Below are 20171 nucleotides of genomic sequence, written 5' to 3'. Positions count from 1 at the left end.
TTCTACCTGTTATAAATGTACTTTATTTGTTATTAGATCGATATTTGCAATTCGTGAAAAGTTATCGTAAATCAAATGAATGTTGACATCAGCATTTGGTAAAGCACCAGACGCTTGACTTGGCCATTCAACTAAACAAATACTACGTTTAGATAAATAATCTCTAATTCCCATAAATTCTAATTCTTCTGGATCAGCTAAACGATATAAATCAAAGTGGTAAACAGAAAATTCCTTAAATTCATAAGGCTCAACTAATGTATAAGTGGGACTTTTCACATTTCCTTTATGACCCAAGGCTTGTAAAAATCCACGACTAAAGGTCGTTTTTCCAGCACCTAAATCACCCTCAAGATAAATTATAATTGAATCATCATGGGTGTTAAGGTAATCTAAGCAAACTAAAGCTAATCGTTTACCCAAATCAATTGTATCTTGCTCGGTTTTTAAGCGTATTAAGTGTGACATTTTAACATTCTCTTCTAGACTCTTAATAATTATTATAGAAGAATAGACGCTATTAAGGAAATGTTTACAAATTACGGCTTAAATATGACATTACACACAATCGCGAATACAACCATCGATATCAACTTGATACTACCTAATGATATCATTTTATTCTGGCAAAATGGTGTTATTTTAACCTTAAGAGATAACGCAATTATCAAACAAATTAAGACTATCACTCCACATTGTTATGCATTAGAAAGTGATTTAGCCGCGCGTGGATTAACGCAGCTTGTCGATTCAGAAATTAAAATTATTGATATGTTAAAGGTTGTTAAACTTACTGAAAAATATTCGCCCCAAATAGCATGGTAAAATGGTTAACCTATTTATTATACAGATTTAAATTACTCTTAATCTTTAGTGTAATAAGCGTTAACTCATTACTAATGCTATCATCAATGACACAAAAAATACAAAATAAATTTACGATTTATTTTTATTGCTAATAACAATTCGACTTAACTCTCTAGCCCAATTATCAATGATAAAGACTTCATCAATTGATTGTGGTTCGGCTAGAGTTAATTGATTTAGCACTTGATCAACAACTGTAGCAATATCCATAAAACCAATATCTTGCTTAAGGAAAGCTTCAACAGCTATTTCATTTGCAGCATTCAATGCTGTCGTTGCTGCTTGCCCACTTTGTGAAGCTTCAATGGCCAATTTCAAGCAAGGATAGCGTTTAAAATCTGGTTGTTGAAACGTTAACTGTGACAATTGCATAAAATCTAATGGCGGAACACCTGAATAAATGCGATCAGGATAAGACATAGCATAAGCTATTGGTGTGCACATATCTGGATTACCCAGTTGAGCTATTACACTGCCATCAATATAACGAACCATTGAATGAATAATTGACTGCGGATGAATAATGATTTCCATTTCTTCTTGATTAGCATTAAATAACCATCGCGCTTCGATATATTCTAATCCTTTATTCATCATAGTTGCCGAATCTACCGATATTTTTTTCCCCATTGACCAATTTGGATGTGCAATAGCTTGTTGTGGTGTTACTTGTTTTAAAGTCGCTATATCTCTGTCCCTAAAAGGTCCACCAGAACCTGTTAATACAATTTTACTAATGCCATGCTCAATTAATGATGCAAAACCTAATTGTTCTTGGACTAACTTAGGTAAACTCTGATAAATTGCATTATGTTCACTATCAACGGGAAGTAATTGAGCATTATAATCTTTAACTGCTTGCATAAACAAATGCCCACAAGTTACTAATGACTCTTTATTCGCTAGAAGAATTCGCTTTCCTTTTTTTATAGCGGCTAGTGTAGAACGTAATCCGGCCGCCCCAACAATAGCAGCCATAACATAATCAACTTCAGGTAATTGAACTAAATCACAAATATCTTGCTCACCCGATAAAATAGTCACATCAAGATGTAAATGCTCAATAGCTTGTTGTAATGTTTTAGCCGCATTCATTTCAGCCATAGCAACATATTTAGGTCGAAATTCAATACATTGCTCAACCATTTTAGTTATATTTTGCCCACCTACTAGGATATAAGCTTTAAATAAATTTGGATTTTGTCGAATAACCGCTAATGTACTACAACCAATTGAACCTGTTGAGCCGAGAATAGCAATGTTTTTGGGGATTAAATAAGTCATATTATTATTGCCTATTGAATTTCCTTAATACCTGAAGATACATGATATTTAATACTATGATTTTATATTCAATAAATAAAATTAATTAGCATTAACTTTTTTAATCACATCAACAATACATTGAGCATATTGTGTTACTAACGTTTTATCTTCTCCCTCAACCATTACTCGAATTAAAGGTTCAGTGCCAGACTTACGAATTAATAATCGACCTTTATCTGCTAGTGCTAATTCAACTTCTTGGATAACGTCTTTTACTTGTTGATGATTCAATGGATCTGTTGAACCTGATAAATGAACATTCAATAAAACTTGCGGAAATAGCTTCATACCACAACTTAAATCAGCTAACGACATTTTATTACGAATCATGGCGGATAAAACCTGTAAACCAGCAATAATACCATCGCCTGTAGTTGTTTTATCTAAAAGCAAAACATGCCCAGAATTTTCAGCTCCGAACCGCCAATCATTTTCGATTAGTTTTTCTAAAACATAGCGGTCACCTACTTTAGCTCGAACAAATGGTATACCTAACTCTTTAAGACCTATTTCAAGCCCCATATTACTCATTAGTGTTCCAACTACACCACCCTGCAATTGTCCTTTGCGTAATGCTTCACGTGCTATGATATATATAATCTGATCGCCATCAACTTTATGACCGTTATGATCAACCAAAATAATTCGATCACCATCACCATCTAAAGCGAAGCCTAGATCTGCTTTTTCTTCTAAGACCTTTTCAATTAATGCATCAACATCAGTCGCACCACATTTTTCATTGATGTTCATACCATTTGGATTACAGCCAATTTTAATTACGTGTGCACCTAATTCTTTTAATACATTGGGTGCAATGTGATAAGTAGCACCATTGGCACAATCAACCACTATTTTTAAACCTGAAAGACTCAGTTCATGATCAAATGACCCTTTACAGAATTCAATATAACGCCCAGCCGCATCTGTAATTCGGCTCGCACGACCTAATTTATCTGATGCAACACATACTAATGGTTTTTCAAGTTCAGCTTCTATAAGTGCTTCAACATCATCGGGTAATTTTTTACCTTCAGTAGAAAAGAATTTAATACCATTATCGTAAAAAGGGTTATGAGAAGCTGAAATAACTACGCCGGCATCAGCACGAAATGTACGTGTCAAATAGGCAATTGCCGGTGTTGGCATAGGTCCGGTAAACGCAGCAGCTACGCCAGCAGATGCAAAACCGGCTTCTAGTGCAGACTCTAACATATAACCTGAAATACGAGTATCTTTACCAATTAACACATTTCCTATGCCTTCTTTGGCTAATACACGACCAACAGCCCAACCTAACTTTAAGGCAAAATCAGGTGTAATAGGATATTCACCAACTTTTCCACGGATACCATCAGTACCAAAATATTTTCTTTTTGACATCCTGCTACTCCTTCTTATTTCAGATTACTTTGGATCTTATTTACATTGCCGTAACAATATAATATTGACTTGTATTTAGCAATGCTGATTTATTAAGTTGACTTAGTAATTTTATCCCAAATAATTTTTAATTTTGTTCCGCTAATGTTGCTTGTACTAAACGTAAAGCATCAAAAGTTTCTTTAACATCATGAACACGAATAATTTGTGCGCCCTTCATAGCTGCCATTACAGCACATGTCACACTACCAATCATTCTTTCTAATGGCGGTACATTTAGAACTTGCCCGATCATTGATTTACGTGACATCCCAACTAACAGCGGTAAACCAAAATGGTGGAAATCAGACAATTTAGCTAATAATCGATAATTATGTTGTAACGTTTTACCAAAACCAAAGCCGGGATCTAAGATAATTTTCTGTCGTTCAATTCCTGCATCAATACAACGTTGAATATGTTGTGCAAAGAAACTATCGACTTCATGATAGATATCATTATCATAATGAGGTGATTGTTGCATAGTTTGTGGTTCACCTTGCATATGCATCAAACAAACTGGTAATCCCGCTTTTTGTGCGGCTTCTATAGCCCCTGGTAAAGTTAGAGCGCGAATATCATTAATTAAATGAGCGCCAGCTTTAGCCGATTCAAGCATAACTTGTGGCTTGGATGTATCAACAGAAATCCAAACATCATAATATTTAGCTATTTTTTCAACAATAGGTACAACTCGATCCAATTCCTCGTCGACATGAACTTCGGCAGCTCCTGGTCTTGTTGATTCCCCTCCGACATCAATGAATGTTGCTCCGTCTTGGATCATTTTATCAACACGATGCATTGCTGCATCAAGATTATTATAATGACCACCATCAGAAAAAGAATCTGGCGTCATATTCAATATCCCCATTACATGGGGAAATGTTAGATCCATAGTATATTGGTTAAATTTGATTTCCATTATGTTATCACTTTAAATTAGTTATAAAAAAACGCGCTACAGCGCGTTTTTTATTTATAAGTTAACTAGCTATTATTAGATGAATCATCACTTGATGATTTTTCATTAGGTTCTAACATGGTATTGTTAGTTTGTTGTAGCGTTTTATTCGCTGCTTGCTCATCTTTTTCTGTCCAATCATCCGGCGGAGTAATTGGTTTACGTTGCATTAATTCATCTATTTGTTTAATACCGATGGTTTCATATTTAAGTAAAGCATCTTTCATTGCATGAAGAATGTCAATATTATCGGTTAAAAGCTGTTTTGCACGCTTATAGTTACGATCAACGATTGCTTCAACCTCTTCATCAATAATTTTTGCTGTATTATCAGAAATTCGCTTTAATGGTCCGTATGATGATTCTTCATATTCAAATAGCACTGGTGGTAAACGATCTGAAAAACCCCATTCAGTCACCATCGCTCGGGCAAGACTGGAGGCATAACGAATATCACTTGATGCGCCTGAAGTAATTTTATCTTCACCATAAATTAAACCTTCCGCAATTCTTCCAGCGTATAGCGTTGATATTTGTGATTCAAGGCTAATACGGCTTTTACTAATTTGATCACCTTCTGGTAAGAAAAACGTCACACCTAATGCTCTTCCTCGAGGAATGATAGTCACTTTATGAAGTGGATCATGTTCAGGAACTAAATAGCCTACAATGGCATGACCCGCCTCATGATAAGCAGTATTTGTTAACTCTTCTAAACTCATTGATAACGAAGTTCGCTTAGTCCCCATATTGATTTTGTCTTTAGCTTCTTCAAATTCTTCCATGCCAACTAAGCGTTTATTACGCCGAGCAGCAAATAAAGCTGCTTCATTTACTAAGTTAGCAAGATCCGCACCCGAATAATTTGGCGTACCTCTCGCTAATACTGATAAATCAACATTATTTTCTAAAGGAACTTTTCGAACATGTACTGCTAATATTTGCTCACGACTTTTCATGTCTGGTCGATCAATTTGTACTTGACGGTCAAATCGACCAGGACGTAATAAAGCGGGATCTAAAATATCAGCGCGGTTGGTCGCTGCAATAATAATAATTCCACTATTGGTCTCAAACCCATCCATCTCGACCAACATTTGATTCAATGTTTGTTCACGTTCATCGTGTCCTCCCATAGAACCATTACCTCGCTTGCGACCTACAGCATCAATTTCATCAATAAAGATAATGCATGGCGCATGTTTACGTGCTTGTTCAAAAAGATCACGTACTCGTGAAGCACCAACACCAACAAACATTTCAACAAAATCAGAACCAGAGATACTAAAGAAAGGTACATTAGCTTCACCTGCAATGGCTTTAGCTAATAGTGTTTTACCCGTTCCTGGTGGCCCAACCATAAGAATACCTTTTGGTATACGTCCACCTAATTTTTGATATTTACCCGGATCACGTAAGAAATCGACAACTTCTGTTACTTCTTGTTTAGCTTCTTCACTACCTGCGACATCAGTAAATTTAGTTTTGATTTGATCAGGGGTTAGCATTTTAGCTTTGCTTTTTCCAATTGATAATGGCCCGCCTTTACCGCCACCTTGCATTTGGCGCATCATAAAGAACCAAAAACCAATTAAGAGGATCATTGGGAACCATGAAATCAAAATGGTAAGCAATAAACTCGGCTTATCGGCTGGTGTACCATATGTTGGTACGTGATTAACATTCAATATATCCATTAATTTAGGATCTTCATAAGGAACATAAGTCACGTAACTATTATTATTTTTTGTGATGGCTTTAATTTCTCTACCATCAATGTGAACTTCTTTAAGTTTACCGCTAATAACATCATTATTAAATGTTATGTAGTCAACTTGTTGACCGCTGCCTGACACAGAACTATATTGATTAAACACAGCAATTAATACAACAGCAATAACACCCCAAATTAGCAGATTTTTTACCATGTCGTTCAAAAGAAAAACCCCTCAAAAATAATGGATTATGCTACTTTAAAAATAGAGCACAATAGTACTACAAAAAAAAACAACTGGCTACTTCCGCCCTGTTGCAACAATATAAACTTCTCGTGATCTGGCACGAGATGCCTGTGGTTTACGAATTTTAACCACTTTAAACATTTCCCGAATAGCTTTCAGATATTGCTCAAATCCTTCTCCTTGGAACACTTTGACAATAAAACTGCCATTTGGTGCTAATACATCTCGACACATATCAAGCGCTAGCTCAACTAAATACATAGCTCTGGGAATATCAACGGCTGGTTGACCACTCATATTCGGTGCCATATCAGACATCACGACTTGTACTTTATCTTCACCTACTCGCGCAAGTAAAGCATTGAGTACAGCTTCGTCGCGAAAATCACCTTGTAAAAAATCAACACCAACTATAGGATCCATTGGTAAAAGATCACATGCAATTATTCTACCTTTATTGCCAATTACAGACGCCACATATTGTGACCATCCGCCTGGCGCCGCACCTAAATCAACGACTGTCATACCCGGTTTAAATAATTTATCCGTTTTCTGAATTTCTTCTAATTTAAACCAAGCCCGAGACCGCAACCCTTTTTTTTGAGCTTGCAATACAAACTGATCTTTGAAATGTTCATTTAGCCAACGGGTTGAGCTAGCTGAACGTTTTTTATTACTCACGTTTAATCCTTGATTTTTATTCACAATTGTGAATAACCATTGAATTTCTATACTATATAAGGGTAGAATAACAAAAATACAACCCTTATTGATAGTAATTTAAATGAATTTATCTAACAAACAAAAACAGTATTTAAAAGGTGAAGCTCACCATCTAAAACCTGTCGTAATGATCGGCGCCAATGGGTTAACTGAAGGTGTATTAGCTGAAATAGAAAATGCACTTGAATATCATGAACTGATTAAAGTTAAAGTTTCGGCGGAAGATCGAGAAACCAAAAAATTAATTTGCGATGCAATAATTCGTGAAACTGATGCCACACAAGTACAACTAATTGGTTCAATTCTTACTTTATTTAAACCAAGCGAAGATAAAAAAATCGCTCTACCAAAAAGTTGAAGACAACACTAAAAATGCCGCGCAATGCGGCAATATTTATTAAATATATTCAACTTTTAGAATATCAAATTCGACTTCTCCCCCAGGGGTATTAATCGAAACAGTATCATCAATTTCTTTACCAATTAAACCACGAGCAATGGGTGAATTTACAGAAATCAAATTCTGTTTAAAATCAGCTTCATCGTCACCAACTATTCGATATGTGATCTCTTCATCAGTATCAAGATTTAATACAGTTACCGTGGAACCGAATATTACGCGTCCAGTATTTTTCATTTTTGTAATATCAATGATTTGTGCTTGCGCCAGTTTACCTTCAATTTCTTGAATTCTTCCTTCACAAAAGCCTTGTTGTTCTCTGGCTGCATGATATTCAGCATTCTCTTTCAAATCACCATGAGCTCTCGCTTCAGCAATCGCAGCAGTAATTTGTGGTCGTTTAACATTTTTTAATTCTTCAAGTTCTGCACGTAATAGTTCAGCACCTTTAATCGTCATTGGAATCTGTTGCATAATGATTTCACCTTTGATATTTATTCCTTATAGAATCAATTTTAAATTCAATTGCTGAATTTCAATAAGCAATAAAAAAACACTCCCTTATCAAAAGGGAGAGTCTTATTTAACCTTTAATCAATATATTAGCGTGTATTTGAGATAAGGCAAGCATTAATGCACATGCAAAAAAACCTATAACCCCTACTATTTTCATTTATTTAAACTATCAATTTTATCTCTAAAAAAAATCAGTATAATACTAAAAGTTAATTTATCATTATTTCAAATCAATCAAACATGCTTAATCGTCTAAAACTATTTTTCTATATTTTGATTGCCATTGCTTGGTTTGGTATTGTTTTACCTTATTTTTTGTTACAAACCAATTGGGGAGCAAAATATACAAGTAAGTTATTAATGTACTGGATTCCCAATTATGATATTTCCATTGGTAAAATCTCTCATTCAATGGCAAAACCTTTTGAACTCACATTTGAAAATATTTATATTCAGGATAAAACCCAGAGTAAAAATAATCTTACCGCTAATAAATTAATAGTCGGACTCAAATCAAATCATCTATTACAATATCAATCATTTGCTTATGTTTATGTATTTGATGGTGAGATCAATGCTGCTTCTAATACACAAGGTATTTCTACCGATTTTTTACAGCTTAATCATGTATCCATTAATTATGAAAATACACCTATAAATCATAAAATTAACTTAATAAATCTTTCCGGTGGAATAAAACCTTGGAATTCCCAAGTATTAACCCGACAAACAGATAGTGAATTTAGTTTCACTGTCGAAAAAGCACAATTTGATGATTTCAGTATTGATTCGATATTGATTGAAGGTAATCAAAAAAATCGCCAACTAAATATTACCAATTTTGGAGCAGATCTTTCTCAGGCTGCAATAAACGGCAATATTAGTGTTTTTCCTGATAATTCATTATATGTTAATAGATTAAAAATCAATAAATTAAATTATCAATCTAAACTTGATATTGCACACATAAACAAAATGTTTATGGACTGGCCTAAAATCACTATTCGAAAATTGTCTATTTTAAATAGTAGCATTAATTTACCTAATTTTATTATTGAAAATGGTAATTTAGAAGTCTCTAATCTCAATTACCAACAAGGTTGGCAACTGGAAAAATCAAACTTAATGTTTAACGCTGAAAATGTTATTTGGTTTGATGAATCAATTAATAATCCACTATTACAATGGCATCTCGATAATGACCAACTTATAATTGAGCATGGGATTGCTAATTGGAATAAAGGGAATATTAACTTTTCAGGTAATCTACAAAATAAGTCATTAAACATTGATTCTCTGATTGCATCGGGAATTTACTACCAATTACCCAATAATTGGTATCAATCTTTAAATAAAGTGGATATTACTAATGACTTATTTACTCAAATTAATATTAAACAATTCATTCTGATGCCGAGTTTTATCATTTCAACCAATCCTACTCTGCCGTTTCAATTAGATGCTTTTGAAACTTTCGGTAAGAATGTGCAACTTCATTCGAAGGCTAATGCACTTAAATTAAATGGAATTATATCGATTAAGGCTGAACACGGTATATTGAATAAAATAAACCTTGAGAAACCCGATCTTATTATTAATTTTAAACCTAAATGTAGTGAAATAACCTTTAGTAGTTTAGTTGAGAAAGGATTTTTAGAGGGAGAGGTCTGTTTAACAAACCCCAAAGATGTTCAATCTTTAACCTTGCAAGCCCATACTGTTAATAGTCAGATTTTGTCATTATGGCATATAATTAACAATCCTTTAAACACTAATAAATTTACGGTTGAATTAAACGGTACCTTAGACCCATTAAATCTAAGCGGTAAATTGCAAACAAACAATAATTTTTATTCTATTGATAACAATCGTTTAATAAACTATTGATATGTTAAAATTAAACCCAACTATAATTCGAAGGAATTAACTTATAAAGAGGAATCAGATGATAATCCTTCAGCATAATGTTCGACTAGATAAATGGTTATGGGCAGCACGGTTTTACAAAACTCGTTCAATCGCAAAAGAAATGATTGAGGGAGGTAAAGTCCATTACAATGGACAAAGAACGAAACCGAGCAAAATAGTTGAGATTGGAGCTAAGCTAAAATTAAGACAAGGAAGTGATGAAAAGACGGTTATCATTCAAGCTATCAGCCAGCAGCGACGATCTGCTAGCGAAGCACAATATCTATATTTAGAAACGCAACAAAGTATTATTAAGCGTGAAAATATTGCGCAAGCACGCAAAGATGGTTCATTAACTATGCCACATCCTGATAGACGACCAGATAAAAAAGAACGTCGTAATTTAATTAAATTTAAGTATGGTGAATGATAATTCACTTGGAGTACCTATGACACAAACTAATCATATTTCTTCTCATCATGATCAATTATCAAGATTCTTATTTGATAATCATGCTATACGTGGTGAGTTAGTTCATTTAAATGAAACATACCAGCAGATTTTAAACAATCAAAATTATCCTTTAGCCGTACAAAATGTACTAGGTGAATTACTAGTTGCCACTTGTCTATTAACTGCAACTCTTAAATTTGAAGGTGATATAACAGTTCAATTACAAGGTGATGGTCCGTTAACCTTAGCCGTAATCAACGGTGATAACCATCAACAAATGCGCGGAGTTGCTAGATTTAGTGGAACAATTAAAGATGATGCTACGTTAAAAGAAATGATTGACAACGGTTACATTGTCATCACTATTACACCCAAACAAGGCGAACGTTATCAAGGTATTGTTGCCCTTGAGGCTGACACCATTACGGGTTGTATTGAAAATTATTTTAAACAATCTGAACAACTACCGACTCGATTGTTAATTAAAACGGGGGTTTATCAAAATAAACCTATTGCTGCTGGTTTATTATTACAAGTATTACCAGCGAGTGACGATACACATGATTCATTTGAACACCTTTCTACTCTAGCTGAAACCTTAACTGATAACGAATTATTTTCTCTACCAGCTGAAGAAATTTTATATCGTTTATATCATCAAGAAGAGGTTAGGCTTTTTGAAGCGCAAGATGTGATATTCAAGTGTCGCTGTTCTCGACAACGATGTGAAGATACTTTAATAACGTTACCAGCCAATGAAATCGACACGATCTTAGCTGAAGATGGGAATATTGATATGCATTGTGATTACTGCGGTTCTCATTATATATTTGATAAGATTGATATTGAAAAATTACGTCATCAACAACATCAAGAAATTAAGCATTAGTTTTCGTTAAATTAACGGCTATTAAATAATAGAATCTGAGCATTTTCAATTAGTAAACTGTATAGTTTATTAAGAAAATGCTCATGCAAATTTCACTGTTGGTTATCGTCAAAATAGTTATTAATTTTCTGATTAATCTTCACTTAATGTAGCCACCATAACTGCTTTAATCGTATGTAAACGATTTTCTGCCTCATCGAAAACTATACTATGATGCGATTCAAATACATCATTAGTCACTTCAAGACCATTACTTAATCCATATTGTGTTGCCCTTTGTTGACCAACTGATGTATTCATATCATGAAAAGCAGGCAAACAATGCATAAACTTAACCTGTGGATTTTGGGTTAACTTAATGACATCTTGGTTAATTTGATAAGGAGATAGTAATTTTATTCGCTCATCCCACACTGATTTAGGTTCTCCCATTGAGACCCAAACATCAGTATATAGGAAATCGACATCCTTCACGCCTTGCGCTAAATCGTCAGTCAAGATAATTTTTGCCCCAGTTTCTGTAGCAATGGATTGACATTGATCAATCAGATTTTGCTCTGGTTGACAGGCCTTTGGTGCAACTAACCTAATTTCCATTCCCATTAATGCAGCACCTTCCATTAAGGAATTCCCCATGTTATTACGAGCATCACCTAAATAAGCAAATTTAACACTATTCAGTTTACGTTCACCAATATGCTCTTTCATTGTCATAAAATCGGCTAAGATTTGGGTTGGATGTGCTTCATTGGTCAAACCATTCCATACTGGTACGCCAGCATATTGTGCTAATGTCTCTACAATTTCTTGTCCAAAACCACGATACTGTATGCCATCATACATTCGCCCTAAAACACGAGCGGTATCGGCAATAGATTCTTTGTGACCTATCTGACTACCCGAAGGGCCTAAATAAGTTACATTAGCCCCCTGATCAAAAGCTCCCACTTCGAAAGCACAACGTGTTCGAGTTGAATCTTTTTCAAAAATTAATGCAATATTTTTACCTTTAAGATATTGTTTTTCTTTACCCTGCTTCTTGGCTTGTTTTAAATCCATAGCTAAAGCAATCAGTTGTTCAATTTCTACTGGTGTAAAATCAAGTAATCGTAAAAAATGGCGTTGGTAAAAACCTTGCATATACCGCTCCCGATAAGTTATCACTTATAAATTGTCGTTTTCTAATAACATAGTCTTGAATTCTATTTGAATAATTATTCAATTTCAAGTTTAAGTGAAAAATTTAACATTAATATAGCTACTATTATTCTATTGTCTCAAAATTTAGATTTATCTATTCGCTAACATTTATAAATTAAATTATAAATATTGATTTATTTTCTAATAAACATATTGCTATTCTCAATTTAAAAGCTAAAATAAATTGCATACAAATTCATAAATAATGATTTATTATTCATTAAGAGAGTTGCAAGTAATGCATAACCATGCCCTATTAATATTACAAGATGGTACTCAATTTTATGGTAAATCGATTGGAGCTGAAGGAAACACCGTCGGTGAAGTCGTGTTTAACACCTCTATGACAGGATACCAAGAAATTCTAACTGATCCATCATATTGCGAGCAAATCGTTACCTTAACCTATCCGCACATAGGTAATGTCGGCACTAACGCATCTGATGAAGAGTCTAAACAAATTTATGCCAAAGGATTGATTATCCGTGATTTATCTTTATTAGCTAGCAATTTCAGAAGTACGGGCAATCTATCCGATTACCTTAAGAAGCATAATATCATTGGTATAGCCGATATTGATACCCGAAAATTAACTCGTATCCTACGTGAAAAGGGAAGTTTACATGGTTGTATCATAACGGCGGTCTCCAAAGAAGCTCTTGTTGAACAAGCTGATGTTGCTTTGTTTAATGCTCAAAATTTTCCCGGTATTAAAGGTGCAGATTTAGCCAAACAAGTTAGTACTAAACAAATTTATCATTGGCAGCAAGGTTCATGGTCTTTAACCAATCCTTACCCACCAGCAAAAACAAAAATGCAATTACCCTATCACGTCGTTGCCTATGATTTTGGTATAAAGCATCAAATTTTAACTATGTTAGTCGATCGCGGTTGCTATCTAACTGTTGTCCCTGCTGAAACGTCAGCCGATGAAGTATTAGCTCTCAAACCTGATGGGATTTTTTTATCTAACGGTCCTGGTGACCCTTCTGCCTGTACTTACGCTATCGAAGCAATTAAGCAATTATTAGAAACTAATATACCAATCTTCGGTATTTGTTTAGGCCATCAGCTTTTAGCTTTAGCTTGTAATGCGAACACCGTAAAAATGAAATTTGGTCATCATGGTGGCAATCATCCGGTTAAAGATATAGAAAAAAATTTAGTTATGATTACAGCTCAAAATCATGGATTTGCCGTTGATGAAAAAAGTTTACCTTCTAATTTACGCGTAACACATAAGTCGTTATTCGATCAATCATTACAAGGTATTCATCATAATGATAAACCTGCCTTTAGTTTCCAAGGTCATCCAGAAGCAAGCCCCGGTCCACATGATGCTGCTATATTATTTGATCATTTTATTGAACTCATATCAAACTATAAACAAAGGCTATAAGTAAAATGGCAAAACGTACAGATATTAAGAGTATTTTAATTATTGGCGCAGGTCCTATTGTAATTGGTCAGGCATGTGAATTTGATTACTCTGGCACACAAGCCTGTAAAGCACTTCGTGAAGAAGGTTATCGTATTATTTTAGTTAATTCTAATCCTGCAACAATTATGACTGATCCTGATATGGCTGATGTCACATATATAGAGCCTATTAATTGGAAAACTGTAAGTAAGATTATTGAACATGAACGACCTGATGCAATTTTACCTACCATGGGTGGACAAACTGCATTGAATTGCGCCTTAGAACTCGAAAAGAACGGCATCCTTAAACAATTTAACGTTGAAATGGTTGGTGCAACGGCGGACGCAATTGATAAAGCAGAAGATCGTAAACGCTTTGATCAAGCAATGAAGAAAATTGGTCTCGAAACGGCACGTAGTGGCATTGCTCATGATTTAAAAGAAGCCTATGAAGTACTTGATAAAGTTGGCTTCCCTTGTATTATTCGACCTTCTTTTACAATGGGTGGAACCGGTGGTGGAATTGCTTATAATCGTAATGAATTTGAAGAGATTTGCTTACGTGGTCTTGACCTTTCACCGACAAATGAACTGTTAATTGATGAATCATTGATTGGTTGGAAAGAATACGAGATGGAAGTGGTACGAGATAAACATGATAATTGTATTATCGTTTGTTCCATTGAAAATTTCGATCCTATGGGAATCCACACAGGTGATTCAATTACCGTGGCGCCAGCACAAACGCTAACTGATAAAGAGTATCAAATTATGCGTAATGCTTCGCTTGCCGTATTACGAGAGATCGGGGTAGAAACCGGAGGAGCTAATGTCCAGTTTTCTGTTGATCCTCTTAGTGGACGATTAATTGTTATTGAAATGAATCCTCGCGTTTCTCGATCATCCGCTTTAGCATCTAAAGCAACAGGTTTTCCTATTGCCAAAATCGCAGCAAAATTAGCGATTGGATATACGCTGGATGAACTGGCTAATGATATTACTGGAGGCAGAACTCCAGCATCATTTGAACCCGCAATTGATTATGTTGTGACTAAAATACCAAGATTTAATTTTGAAAAATTTGCTGGATGTAATGATCGACTAACGACACAGATGAAATCAGTGGGCGAAGTCATGGCCATTGGTCGTACGTTTCAAGAATCACTACAAAAAGCCTTACGTGGACTTGAAGTCGGTGCTACGGGATTAGATTCAAAATTTAGCAATTCAATAAATAATGAACAATTAGCCATCATTCGCCATGAATTAAATGAAGCAGGCAGTGATCGTATTTGGTACATTGCAGATGCTTTTAGAGCAGGTTTATCAATTGAAGAAGTCTTTGAATTAACACATATTGATCGTTGGTTCCTTGTACAAATTAAGGAATTAATACAAATTGAAAATAGTATTTGTTCAACCGAATTGAATCAGGTCAGTAAAGAACGATTGTTTGAGCTAAAACGTAAAGGTTTTTCTGATGCTAGACTTGCTCATCTTTTCAACGTTGAAGAAAAAGATATAAGACAAAAACGTTGGCAATTACAGATACATCCAGTTTATAAACGTGTCGATACATGTGCTGCGGAATTTGCTACACAAACAGCCTATCTTTATTCTACTTATGAAGAAGAATGTGAGGCGCTTCCACAATTTGAGCGTAAAAAGATTATGATTCTTGGCGGAGGACCAAATCGTATTGGTCAAGGTATTGAGTTTGATTATTGCTGTGTCCATGCTGCTCAAGCACTTCATCAAGATGGTTACGAAACAATTATGGTCAATTGTAATCCAGAAACAGTATCAACGGATTATGATACATCAGATCGACTGTATTTCGAACCTGTTACCCTTGAAGATGTACTTGAAATTGTTCACAAAGAACAACCTAATGGTGTCATTATTCAGTACGGTGGACAGACACCATTAAAATTAGCTAAAGCACTTGCTCAAGAAGGTGTATCTATCATTGGTACTTCGCCAGATGCCATTGATAGAGCTGAGGATAGACAACGTTTTCAACAGGTCGTAGCCAAACTTAGCCTAAAACAACCTATTAATGCTACAGTAACTGATCTAAAACAAGCTTTAAATGAAGCGGAACATATCGGATATCCATTGGTGGTAAGACCTTCTTATGTATTAGGCGGTCGTGCTATGGAAATTGTATATAATAACACAGATCTGGAACGTTATTTTGCTACTGCTGTAAGCGAATCAAATAATGCGCCTGTACTACTTGATCATTTTTTAGATGACGCTGTTGAAGTAGATATTGATGTAATTTGTGATGGTGAAAATGTAGTAATTGGTGGAATCATGGAACATATTGAACAAGCCGGTGTGCACTCGGGTGATTCAGCATGTTCATTACCTACTCATACCCTTAACGATGAAATATTATCAGGACTACGTCATCAGGCTAAACAATTAGCAATTGAGTTAAATGTTAAGGGGCTTATGAATGCACAATTTGCAATTAAAGATAATCAAATTTATTTAATTGAAGTTAATCCACGCGCAGCACGTACCGTTCCTTTTGTATCAAAAGCAACAGGGATAGCATTAGCTAAAGTCGCTGCGAGAGTTATGGTTGGGCAATCATTGCCACAACAAAAAGTAACTACCGAAATTATACCTTCTTATTATTCAGTAAAAGAGGTGGTATTGCCATTTAACAAATTTAGTGGCGTAGATCCGATTTTAGGTCCTGAAATGCGCTCAACCGGTGAAGTCATGGGAATAGGTCAAACCTTTGCCGAAGCATTTGCAAAAGCACAATTGGCTAGCTTATCAAATATGAAGAAACAAGGAAAAGCTCTGTTATCCGTTCGCGATCAAGATAAGCAACGAGTAATTGAAATTGCCAAGCGTTTAACTAAACATGGCTTTACTATTGATGCGACTGAAGGTACAGCTGAATATCTTATCCAAGCGGGTATCCACTGTCAAAAAGTCAACAAAGAAACGCAAGGTAGACCAAACGTTCATGATCATATTAAAAACGGTGAATATAGTTATATTCTAAATACTACATCTGGACGAGATGCAATAGAAGCTTCTAAAATTTTACGCCGTAGTGCAATTATGTATAAAACGCATTATGACACCACCATGAATGCTGCTTATGCTACAACCGCTGCACTTGATTATGATGCTACCGATTGTGTGATGTCTTTACAACAACTATATCAATAATAATGACAAGCAAAGAAATATTGTTAAATAAGTTTATCAATTAACTTAGGCAATATTTCTTTTGTTAGCGAAATAATTCATCAGAAACCTTACATAAATCAAATAAAATGAGTAGTGCCGCATTACCACCATAATTCTTGGGAGCCTGATGAAAACAGAGAATATCTGGATGCTGTGCTAACCACAATGGGGTTTGTTTTTTTAAGATATTTTTCCCATGACCATACATGATACAAGCACAAAAAACACGTTCCCGCAAACAAGCAGAAATTAAAGCCGAGATCTCTTTTTTTGCCTCACGCTGAGTAAGTCCATGTAAATCGAGGAATAAATCGGGTTCATAATAACCACGTTTTAATTTTTTAAGTTCATTAGGATCGCCATCTTCTCGTAAATAACGAATGGGATCATCCGCTAATAAAGGTTGAAAATCATCCGAGAAATAGAACTCATTATTCAAGGTATCTTGCTGCTGTTTCTTTTCTAAATTATGATTTTTCAACTGCTTATTTACCTTATGAACAACCTTATCTTGTTTAATTTTTTTGGTCGCACCAATAGCATTTTTAAATAAAGCAATATCTTCATCACTAAGATTAAATTGTTGAGACATAATATTTACTCTGGATAAACTTTATCTTTAAATTCACATAAATCTTCAATGACGCACGAGCCACAACGTGGTTTACGTGCAATACAGGTATAACGACCATGAAGAATAAACCAATGATGACAATTTATTTTATATTCTTTCGGTACAACCTTTAATAACTTATCTTCAACAGCTTCAACTGTTTTTCCAGGCGCGAATCCAGTTCGATTACATAACCGAAATATATGTGTATCTACAGCAATAGTTGGCCAGCCAAAAGCCGTATTCAATACGACATTAGCTGTTTTTCGTCCTACACCAGGTAAAGCTATCAATTTATCAAAATCTTCTGGTACTTCACTATTATGTTCAGTAATCAATATTTGGCAGGTTTTTATGATATTTTCTGCCTTACTATTATAAAGTCCAATTGTTCGAATAAAATCTTTTAACTTATTAATTCCCAAATTAAGTATTGCTTGTGGTGTATTAGCTATGGCAAACAAGGGTTTTGTTGCTTTATTAACACTCACATCTGTTGCTTGGGCAGATAATAAAACTGCTATTAATAATTCAAAAGGTGTGTGATATATTAATTCAGTTGTGGGATCTTTTATATGATTCTTTAAGCGTTTCAAAATTTCAACGCGAGTTTTTTGTTTCACAATTCAATATCAGTTTCTTTTTCGAAGTAACACGTTATAACATTATAACAATTATTCTTTTTTTTAGTAAGATTTAGACTATTTACTTGAGTTAAGGGTCTTCTTGTTAACTTAATTATTCTCAATTCTATTCCTTTTTTACAATAATCATATTTAAAATCAATTATTAAAGGTAATGCAAAATTAAACCGAACCATTTTACCTTCTATTTTTAATTGATCTCAAAAATCAATATCAGATTTTAAAAATCTAATATACTCAAATAAAAGTAGAATTAAACGTAAATATGATTTTTATTAAATTAATAAACCGTTTAATAATGATAAATGCCTATTTTTTTCTAGTCTATTTATTCAATTAAAAATTAACTAACGTTGCCATAATACCAATAATCATTTTTTCTTAAATTGGCTTAGCACCATAAATGAGTGATAGTTTATATAACTCTCAAGGGGTCGTTAATGAAATTGACTGGCAACAATATATTCCATTAGTTCGTCATGAAGCTTTAAAATTAACAATCAGACTACCATCAACGGTGGAGTTGGATGATTTACTTCAAGTGGGCTATATTGGCTTATTGGATGCATTAGAACGCTTTGATCCAAATCAGTGTACAGCATTTAGTACTTATGCGACACAACGAATTAAAGGCGCTATGCTAGATGAATTACGTAGTCGTGATTGGTTACCTCGTCAAGCTAGACAAAATATTAAAAAAGTAGCTAAAGCAATCACTGAACTTGAACATAAGTTAGCACGAGTACCGACTGAACTTGAAATTGCAAGATATTTAGAAATTTCAATTGAAGAATATCGCAAAATATTACTTGATTCAAACTCTTGTCATCTATGTTCATATGACGAAATGAAAAGAAAGTTAGGTGATGGTATCGATTTAATCATTAAGCAACAGGAAGATAATAATCCTGCTTCAATGATACTCATTGAGGAAATTAGAAATAAGATAATTCAACAGATTAATCATCTACCTGAAAATGAGAAAATGGTATTAATTCTTTATTATCAAGAAGATTTTAATTTAAAAGAAATTGGTAAAGTCATTAACATTAGTGAGTCACGAGTCAGTCAATTACATAGTCAAGCTATAAAAAGAATAAAAAGTAAGATTTTTGTTTAAAAAAAAGAAATAAAAGCTAAAAAACATTAAACATTGGTAAATGTTTGGTAAATTTAAATTTTTTTTTAGATTTTCTAGTTCTACCAAACTTATTCGCAGAAATATGCATTTTACGTTTTAAAATAACATAATTAAGTGTTATTCTGATGATAAATTAAATAATTTTGGATTGGTGATTAAATTGGATGATGTAATAGACAACGATACGCTTAAAAGCATACATCATTTAAATCTCTCAACGTTACTATTAAGCCAGCGTATGCTTGAAAAAGATAAATATGCTGCGATGTACCGTTTAGGGATTGATGAAGAAACTGCGGATGTATTAAGCAACCTAAATGCCCCTCAAATGTTAGTTTTATCTGAAACCAATCAATTAATTTTTCAGTTACGGTTTCAAAACGCTGATATGGTCAAAAAATTAACCGAAGAATCACGTGTCGGTGACATTAAACAAATGCATACCGGTATCTTATTATCAAGCTTGCTGTTAGATTCAATAAGTAAATAGGGGATTATTAGG

At 34.2% G+C, this 20171-nt stretch carries 19 protein-coding genes; 9 read left to right on the top strand and 10 right to left on the bottom strand.

Annotated features, from left to right (window positions below):
* Positions 1-9: 9 nt before the first annotated feature.
* The gene (tsaE, locus tag FPB0191_RS01395; protein WP_039103465.1) at positions 10-468 is read right to left on the bottom strand and encodes a tRNA (adenosine(37)-N6)-threonylcarbamoyltransferase complex ATPase subunit type 1 TsaE; all 459 of its coding nucleotides are present in this window, start codon (positions 466-468) and stop codon (positions 10-12) included.
* Between the two features lie 84 nt (positions 469-552).
* On the opposite strand from tsaE, the gene tusB reads away from it, so the two are divergent.
* Positions 553-825, top strand: coding sequence for a sulfurtransferase complex subunit TusB (tusB, locus tag FPB0191_RS01390; protein ID WP_162485143.1), 273 nt, complete (start codon positions 553-555; stop codon positions 823-825).
* 111 nt (positions 826-936) lie between these two features.
* Here tusB and ispC read toward each other — a convergent pair whose 3' ends face one another.
* From ispC to rlmE, 5 genes are all read right to left on the bottom strand, one after another.
* A complete protein-coding gene (ispC, locus tag FPB0191_RS01385; RefSeq protein ID WP_039103463.1) occupies positions 937-2151 on the bottom strand; it encodes a 1-deoxy-D-xylulose-5-phosphate reductoisomerase in 1215 nt (404 codons plus the stop codon).
* An 81-nt stretch (positions 2152-2232) separates the two neighbouring features.
* Positions 2233-3576, bottom strand: a complete 1344-nt coding sequence (gene glmM / locus FPB0191_RS01380; RefSeq protein WP_039103461.1) for a phosphoglucosamine mutase — start codon at positions 3574-3576, stop codon at positions 2233-2235.
* A gap of 127 nt (positions 3577-3703) precedes the next feature.
* Positions 3704-4540, bottom strand: a complete 837-nt coding sequence (gene folP / locus FPB0191_RS01375; RefSeq protein ID WP_039103459.1) for a dihydropteroate synthase — start codon at positions 4538-4540, stop codon at positions 3704-3706.
* A 65-nt stretch (positions 4541-4605) separates the two neighbouring features.
* Positions 4606-6516, bottom strand: coding sequence for an ATP-dependent zinc metalloprotease FtsH (gene ftsH / locus FPB0191_RS01370; RefSeq protein WP_082018203.1), 1911 nt, complete (start codon positions 6514-6516; stop codon positions 4606-4608).
* A 78-nt stretch (positions 6517-6594) separates the two neighbouring features.
* Positions 6595-7221, bottom strand: a complete 627-nt coding sequence (rlmE, locus tag FPB0191_RS01365; RefSeq protein ID WP_039103457.1) for a 23S rRNA (uridine(2552)-2'-O)-methyltransferase RlmE — start codon at positions 7219-7221, stop codon at positions 6595-6597.
* A gap of 103 nt (positions 7222-7324) precedes the next feature.
* On the opposite strand from rlmE, the gene yhbY reads away from it, so the two are divergent.
* A complete protein-coding gene (gene yhbY / locus FPB0191_RS01360; RefSeq protein WP_039103455.1) occupies positions 7325-7621 on the top strand; it encodes a ribosome assembly RNA-binding protein YhbY in 297 nt (98 codons plus the stop codon).
* 39 nt (positions 7622-7660) lie between these two features.
* Here yhbY and greA read toward each other — a convergent pair whose 3' ends face one another.
* The gene (gene greA, locus FPB0191_RS01355; RefSeq protein WP_039103453.1) at positions 7661-8137 is read right to left on the bottom strand and encodes a transcription elongation factor GreA; all 477 of its coding nucleotides are present in this window, start codon (positions 8135-8137) and stop codon (positions 7661-7663) included.
* Positions 8138-8419: 282 nt separating this feature from the next.
* On the opposite strand from greA, the gene FPB0191_RS01350 reads away from it, so the two are divergent.
* The 3 genes from FPB0191_RS01350 to hslO are packed head-to-tail and all read left to right on the top strand — an operon-like array spanning position 8420 to position 11430.
* Entirely contained in the window at positions 8420-10066 is a 1647-nt protein-coding gene (locus FPB0191_RS01350; RefSeq protein ID WP_039103451.1) for a hypothetical protein, read from the top strand.
* Positions 10067-10124: 58 nt separating this feature from the next.
* Positions 10125-10517, top strand: coding sequence for a ribosome-associated heat shock protein Hsp15 (gene hslR / locus FPB0191_RS01345; RefSeq protein WP_039103450.1), 393 nt, complete (start codon positions 10125-10127; stop codon positions 10515-10517).
* Positions 10518-10536: 19 nt separating this feature from the next.
* Positions 10537-11430: an Hsp33 family molecular chaperone HslO gene (hslO, locus tag FPB0191_RS01340; RefSeq protein ID WP_039103448.1), complete on the top strand. Its 894-nt coding sequence runs from the start codon at positions 10537-10539 to the stop codon at positions 11428-11430.
* Positions 11431-11562: 132 nt separating this feature from the next.
* On the opposite strand, the gene argF is transcribed toward hslO, so the two are convergent.
* Positions 11563-12570, bottom strand: a complete 1008-nt coding sequence (gene argF, locus FPB0191_RS01335; protein WP_039103446.1) for an ornithine carbamoyltransferase — start codon at positions 12568-12570, stop codon at positions 11563-11565.
* A gap of 298 nt (positions 12571-12868) precedes the next feature.
* On the opposite strand from argF, the gene carA reads away from it, so the two are divergent.
* A complete protein-coding gene (carA, locus tag FPB0191_RS01330) occupies positions 12869-14029 on the top strand; it encodes a glutamine-hydrolyzing carbamoyl-phosphate synthase small subunit (protein WP_039103444.1) in 1161 nt (386 codons plus the stop codon).
* Between the two features lie 5 nt (positions 14030-14034).
* Positions 14035-17250, top strand: a complete 3216-nt coding sequence (carB, locus tag FPB0191_RS01325; RefSeq protein ID WP_039103442.1) for a carbamoyl-phosphate synthase large subunit — start codon at positions 14035-14037, stop codon at positions 17248-17250.
* Between the two features lie 64 nt (positions 17251-17314).
* Here carB and smrB read toward each other — a convergent pair whose 3' ends face one another.
* Both smrB and nth read right to left on the bottom strand, forming a co-directional pair.
* Positions 17315-17863, bottom strand: coding sequence for an endonuclease SmrB (smrB, locus tag FPB0191_RS01320; RefSeq protein WP_039103439.1), 549 nt, complete (start codon positions 17861-17863; stop codon positions 17315-17317).
* A 5-nt stretch (positions 17864-17868) separates the two neighbouring features.
* Entirely contained in the window at positions 17869-18507 is a 639-nt protein-coding gene (gene nth, locus FPB0191_RS01315; protein WP_039103437.1) for an endonuclease III, read from the bottom strand.
* Between the two features lie 424 nt (positions 18508-18931).
* Between nth and FPB0191_RS01305 the strand changes: the two genes are divergently transcribed.
* Positions 18932-19648 (top strand): RNA polymerase sigma factor FliA, encoded by a 717-nt coding sequence (locus FPB0191_RS01305; RefSeq protein WP_039103432.1) that lies wholly within the window; start codon positions 18932-18934, stop codon positions 19646-19648.
* A gap of 193 nt (positions 19649-19841) precedes the next feature.
* Positions 19842-20159, top strand: a complete 318-nt coding sequence (gene flhD / locus FPB0191_RS01300; RefSeq protein WP_039106425.1) for a flagellar transcriptional regulator FlhD — start codon at positions 19842-19844, stop codon at positions 20157-20159.
* The last annotated feature ends 12 nt before the right edge of the window (positions 20160-20171 follow it).

This window comes from Frischella perrara, assembly GCF_000807275.1.
Taxonomy (GTDB): domain Bacteria; phylum Pseudomonadota; class Gammaproteobacteria; order Enterobacterales; family Orbaceae; genus Frischella; species Frischella perrara.
This window is presented reverse-complemented; position numbering and strand designations above follow the sequence as displayed.

Bases quoted from the DNA above. Each gene is read 5' to 3' on its own strand.
- tsaE (WP_039103465.1), bottom strand. From the start codon at position 468: ATGTCACACTTAATACGCTTAAAAACCGAGCAAGATACAATTGATTTG.
- tusB (WP_162485143.1), top strand. From the start codon at position 553: ATGACATTACACACAATCGCGAATACAACCATCGATATCAACTTGATA.
- ispC (WP_039103463.1), bottom strand. From the start codon at position 2,151: ATGACTTATTTAATCCCCAAAAACATTGCTATTCTCGGCTCAACAGGT.
- glmM (WP_039103461.1), bottom strand. From the start codon at position 3,576: ATGTCAAAAAGAAAATATTTTGGTACTGATGGTATCCGTGGAAAAGTT.
- folP (WP_039103459.1), bottom strand. From the start codon at position 4,540: ATGGAAATCAAATTTAACCAATATACTATGGATCTAACATTTCCCCAT.
- yhbY (WP_039103455.1), top strand. From the start codon at position 7,325: ATGAATTTATCTAACAAACAAAAACAGTATTTAAAAGGTGAAGCTCAC.
- greA (WP_039103453.1), bottom strand. From the start codon at position 8,137: ATGCAACAGATTCCAATGACGATTAAAGGTGCTGAACTATTACGTGCA.
- FPB0191_RS01350 (WP_039103451.1), top strand. From the start codon at position 8,420: ATGCTTAATCGTCTAAAACTATTTTTCTATATTTTGATTGCCATTGCT.
- hslR (WP_039103450.1), top strand. From the start codon at position 10,125: ATGATAATCCTTCAGCATAATGTTCGACTAGATAAATGGTTATGGGCA.
- hslO (WP_039103448.1), top strand. From the start codon at position 10,537: ATGACACAAACTAATCATATTTCTTCTCATCATGATCAATTATCAAGA.
- argF (WP_039103446.1), bottom strand. From the start codon at position 12,570: ATGCAAGGTTTTTACCAACGCCATTTTTTACGATTACTTGATTTTACA.
- carA (WP_039103444.1), top strand. From the start codon at position 12,869: ATGCATAACCATGCCCTATTAATATTACAAGATGGTACTCAATTTTAT.
- carB (WP_039103442.1), top strand. From the start codon at position 14,035: ATGGCAAAACGTACAGATATTAAGAGTATTTTAATTATTGGCGCAGGT.
- smrB (WP_039103439.1), bottom strand. From the start codon at position 17,863: ATGTCTCAACAATTTAATCTTAGTGATGAAGATATTGCTTTATTTAAA.
- FPB0191_RS01305 (WP_039103432.1), top strand. From the start codon at position 18,932: ATGAGTGATAGTTTATATAACTCTCAAGGGGTCGTTAATGAAATTGAC.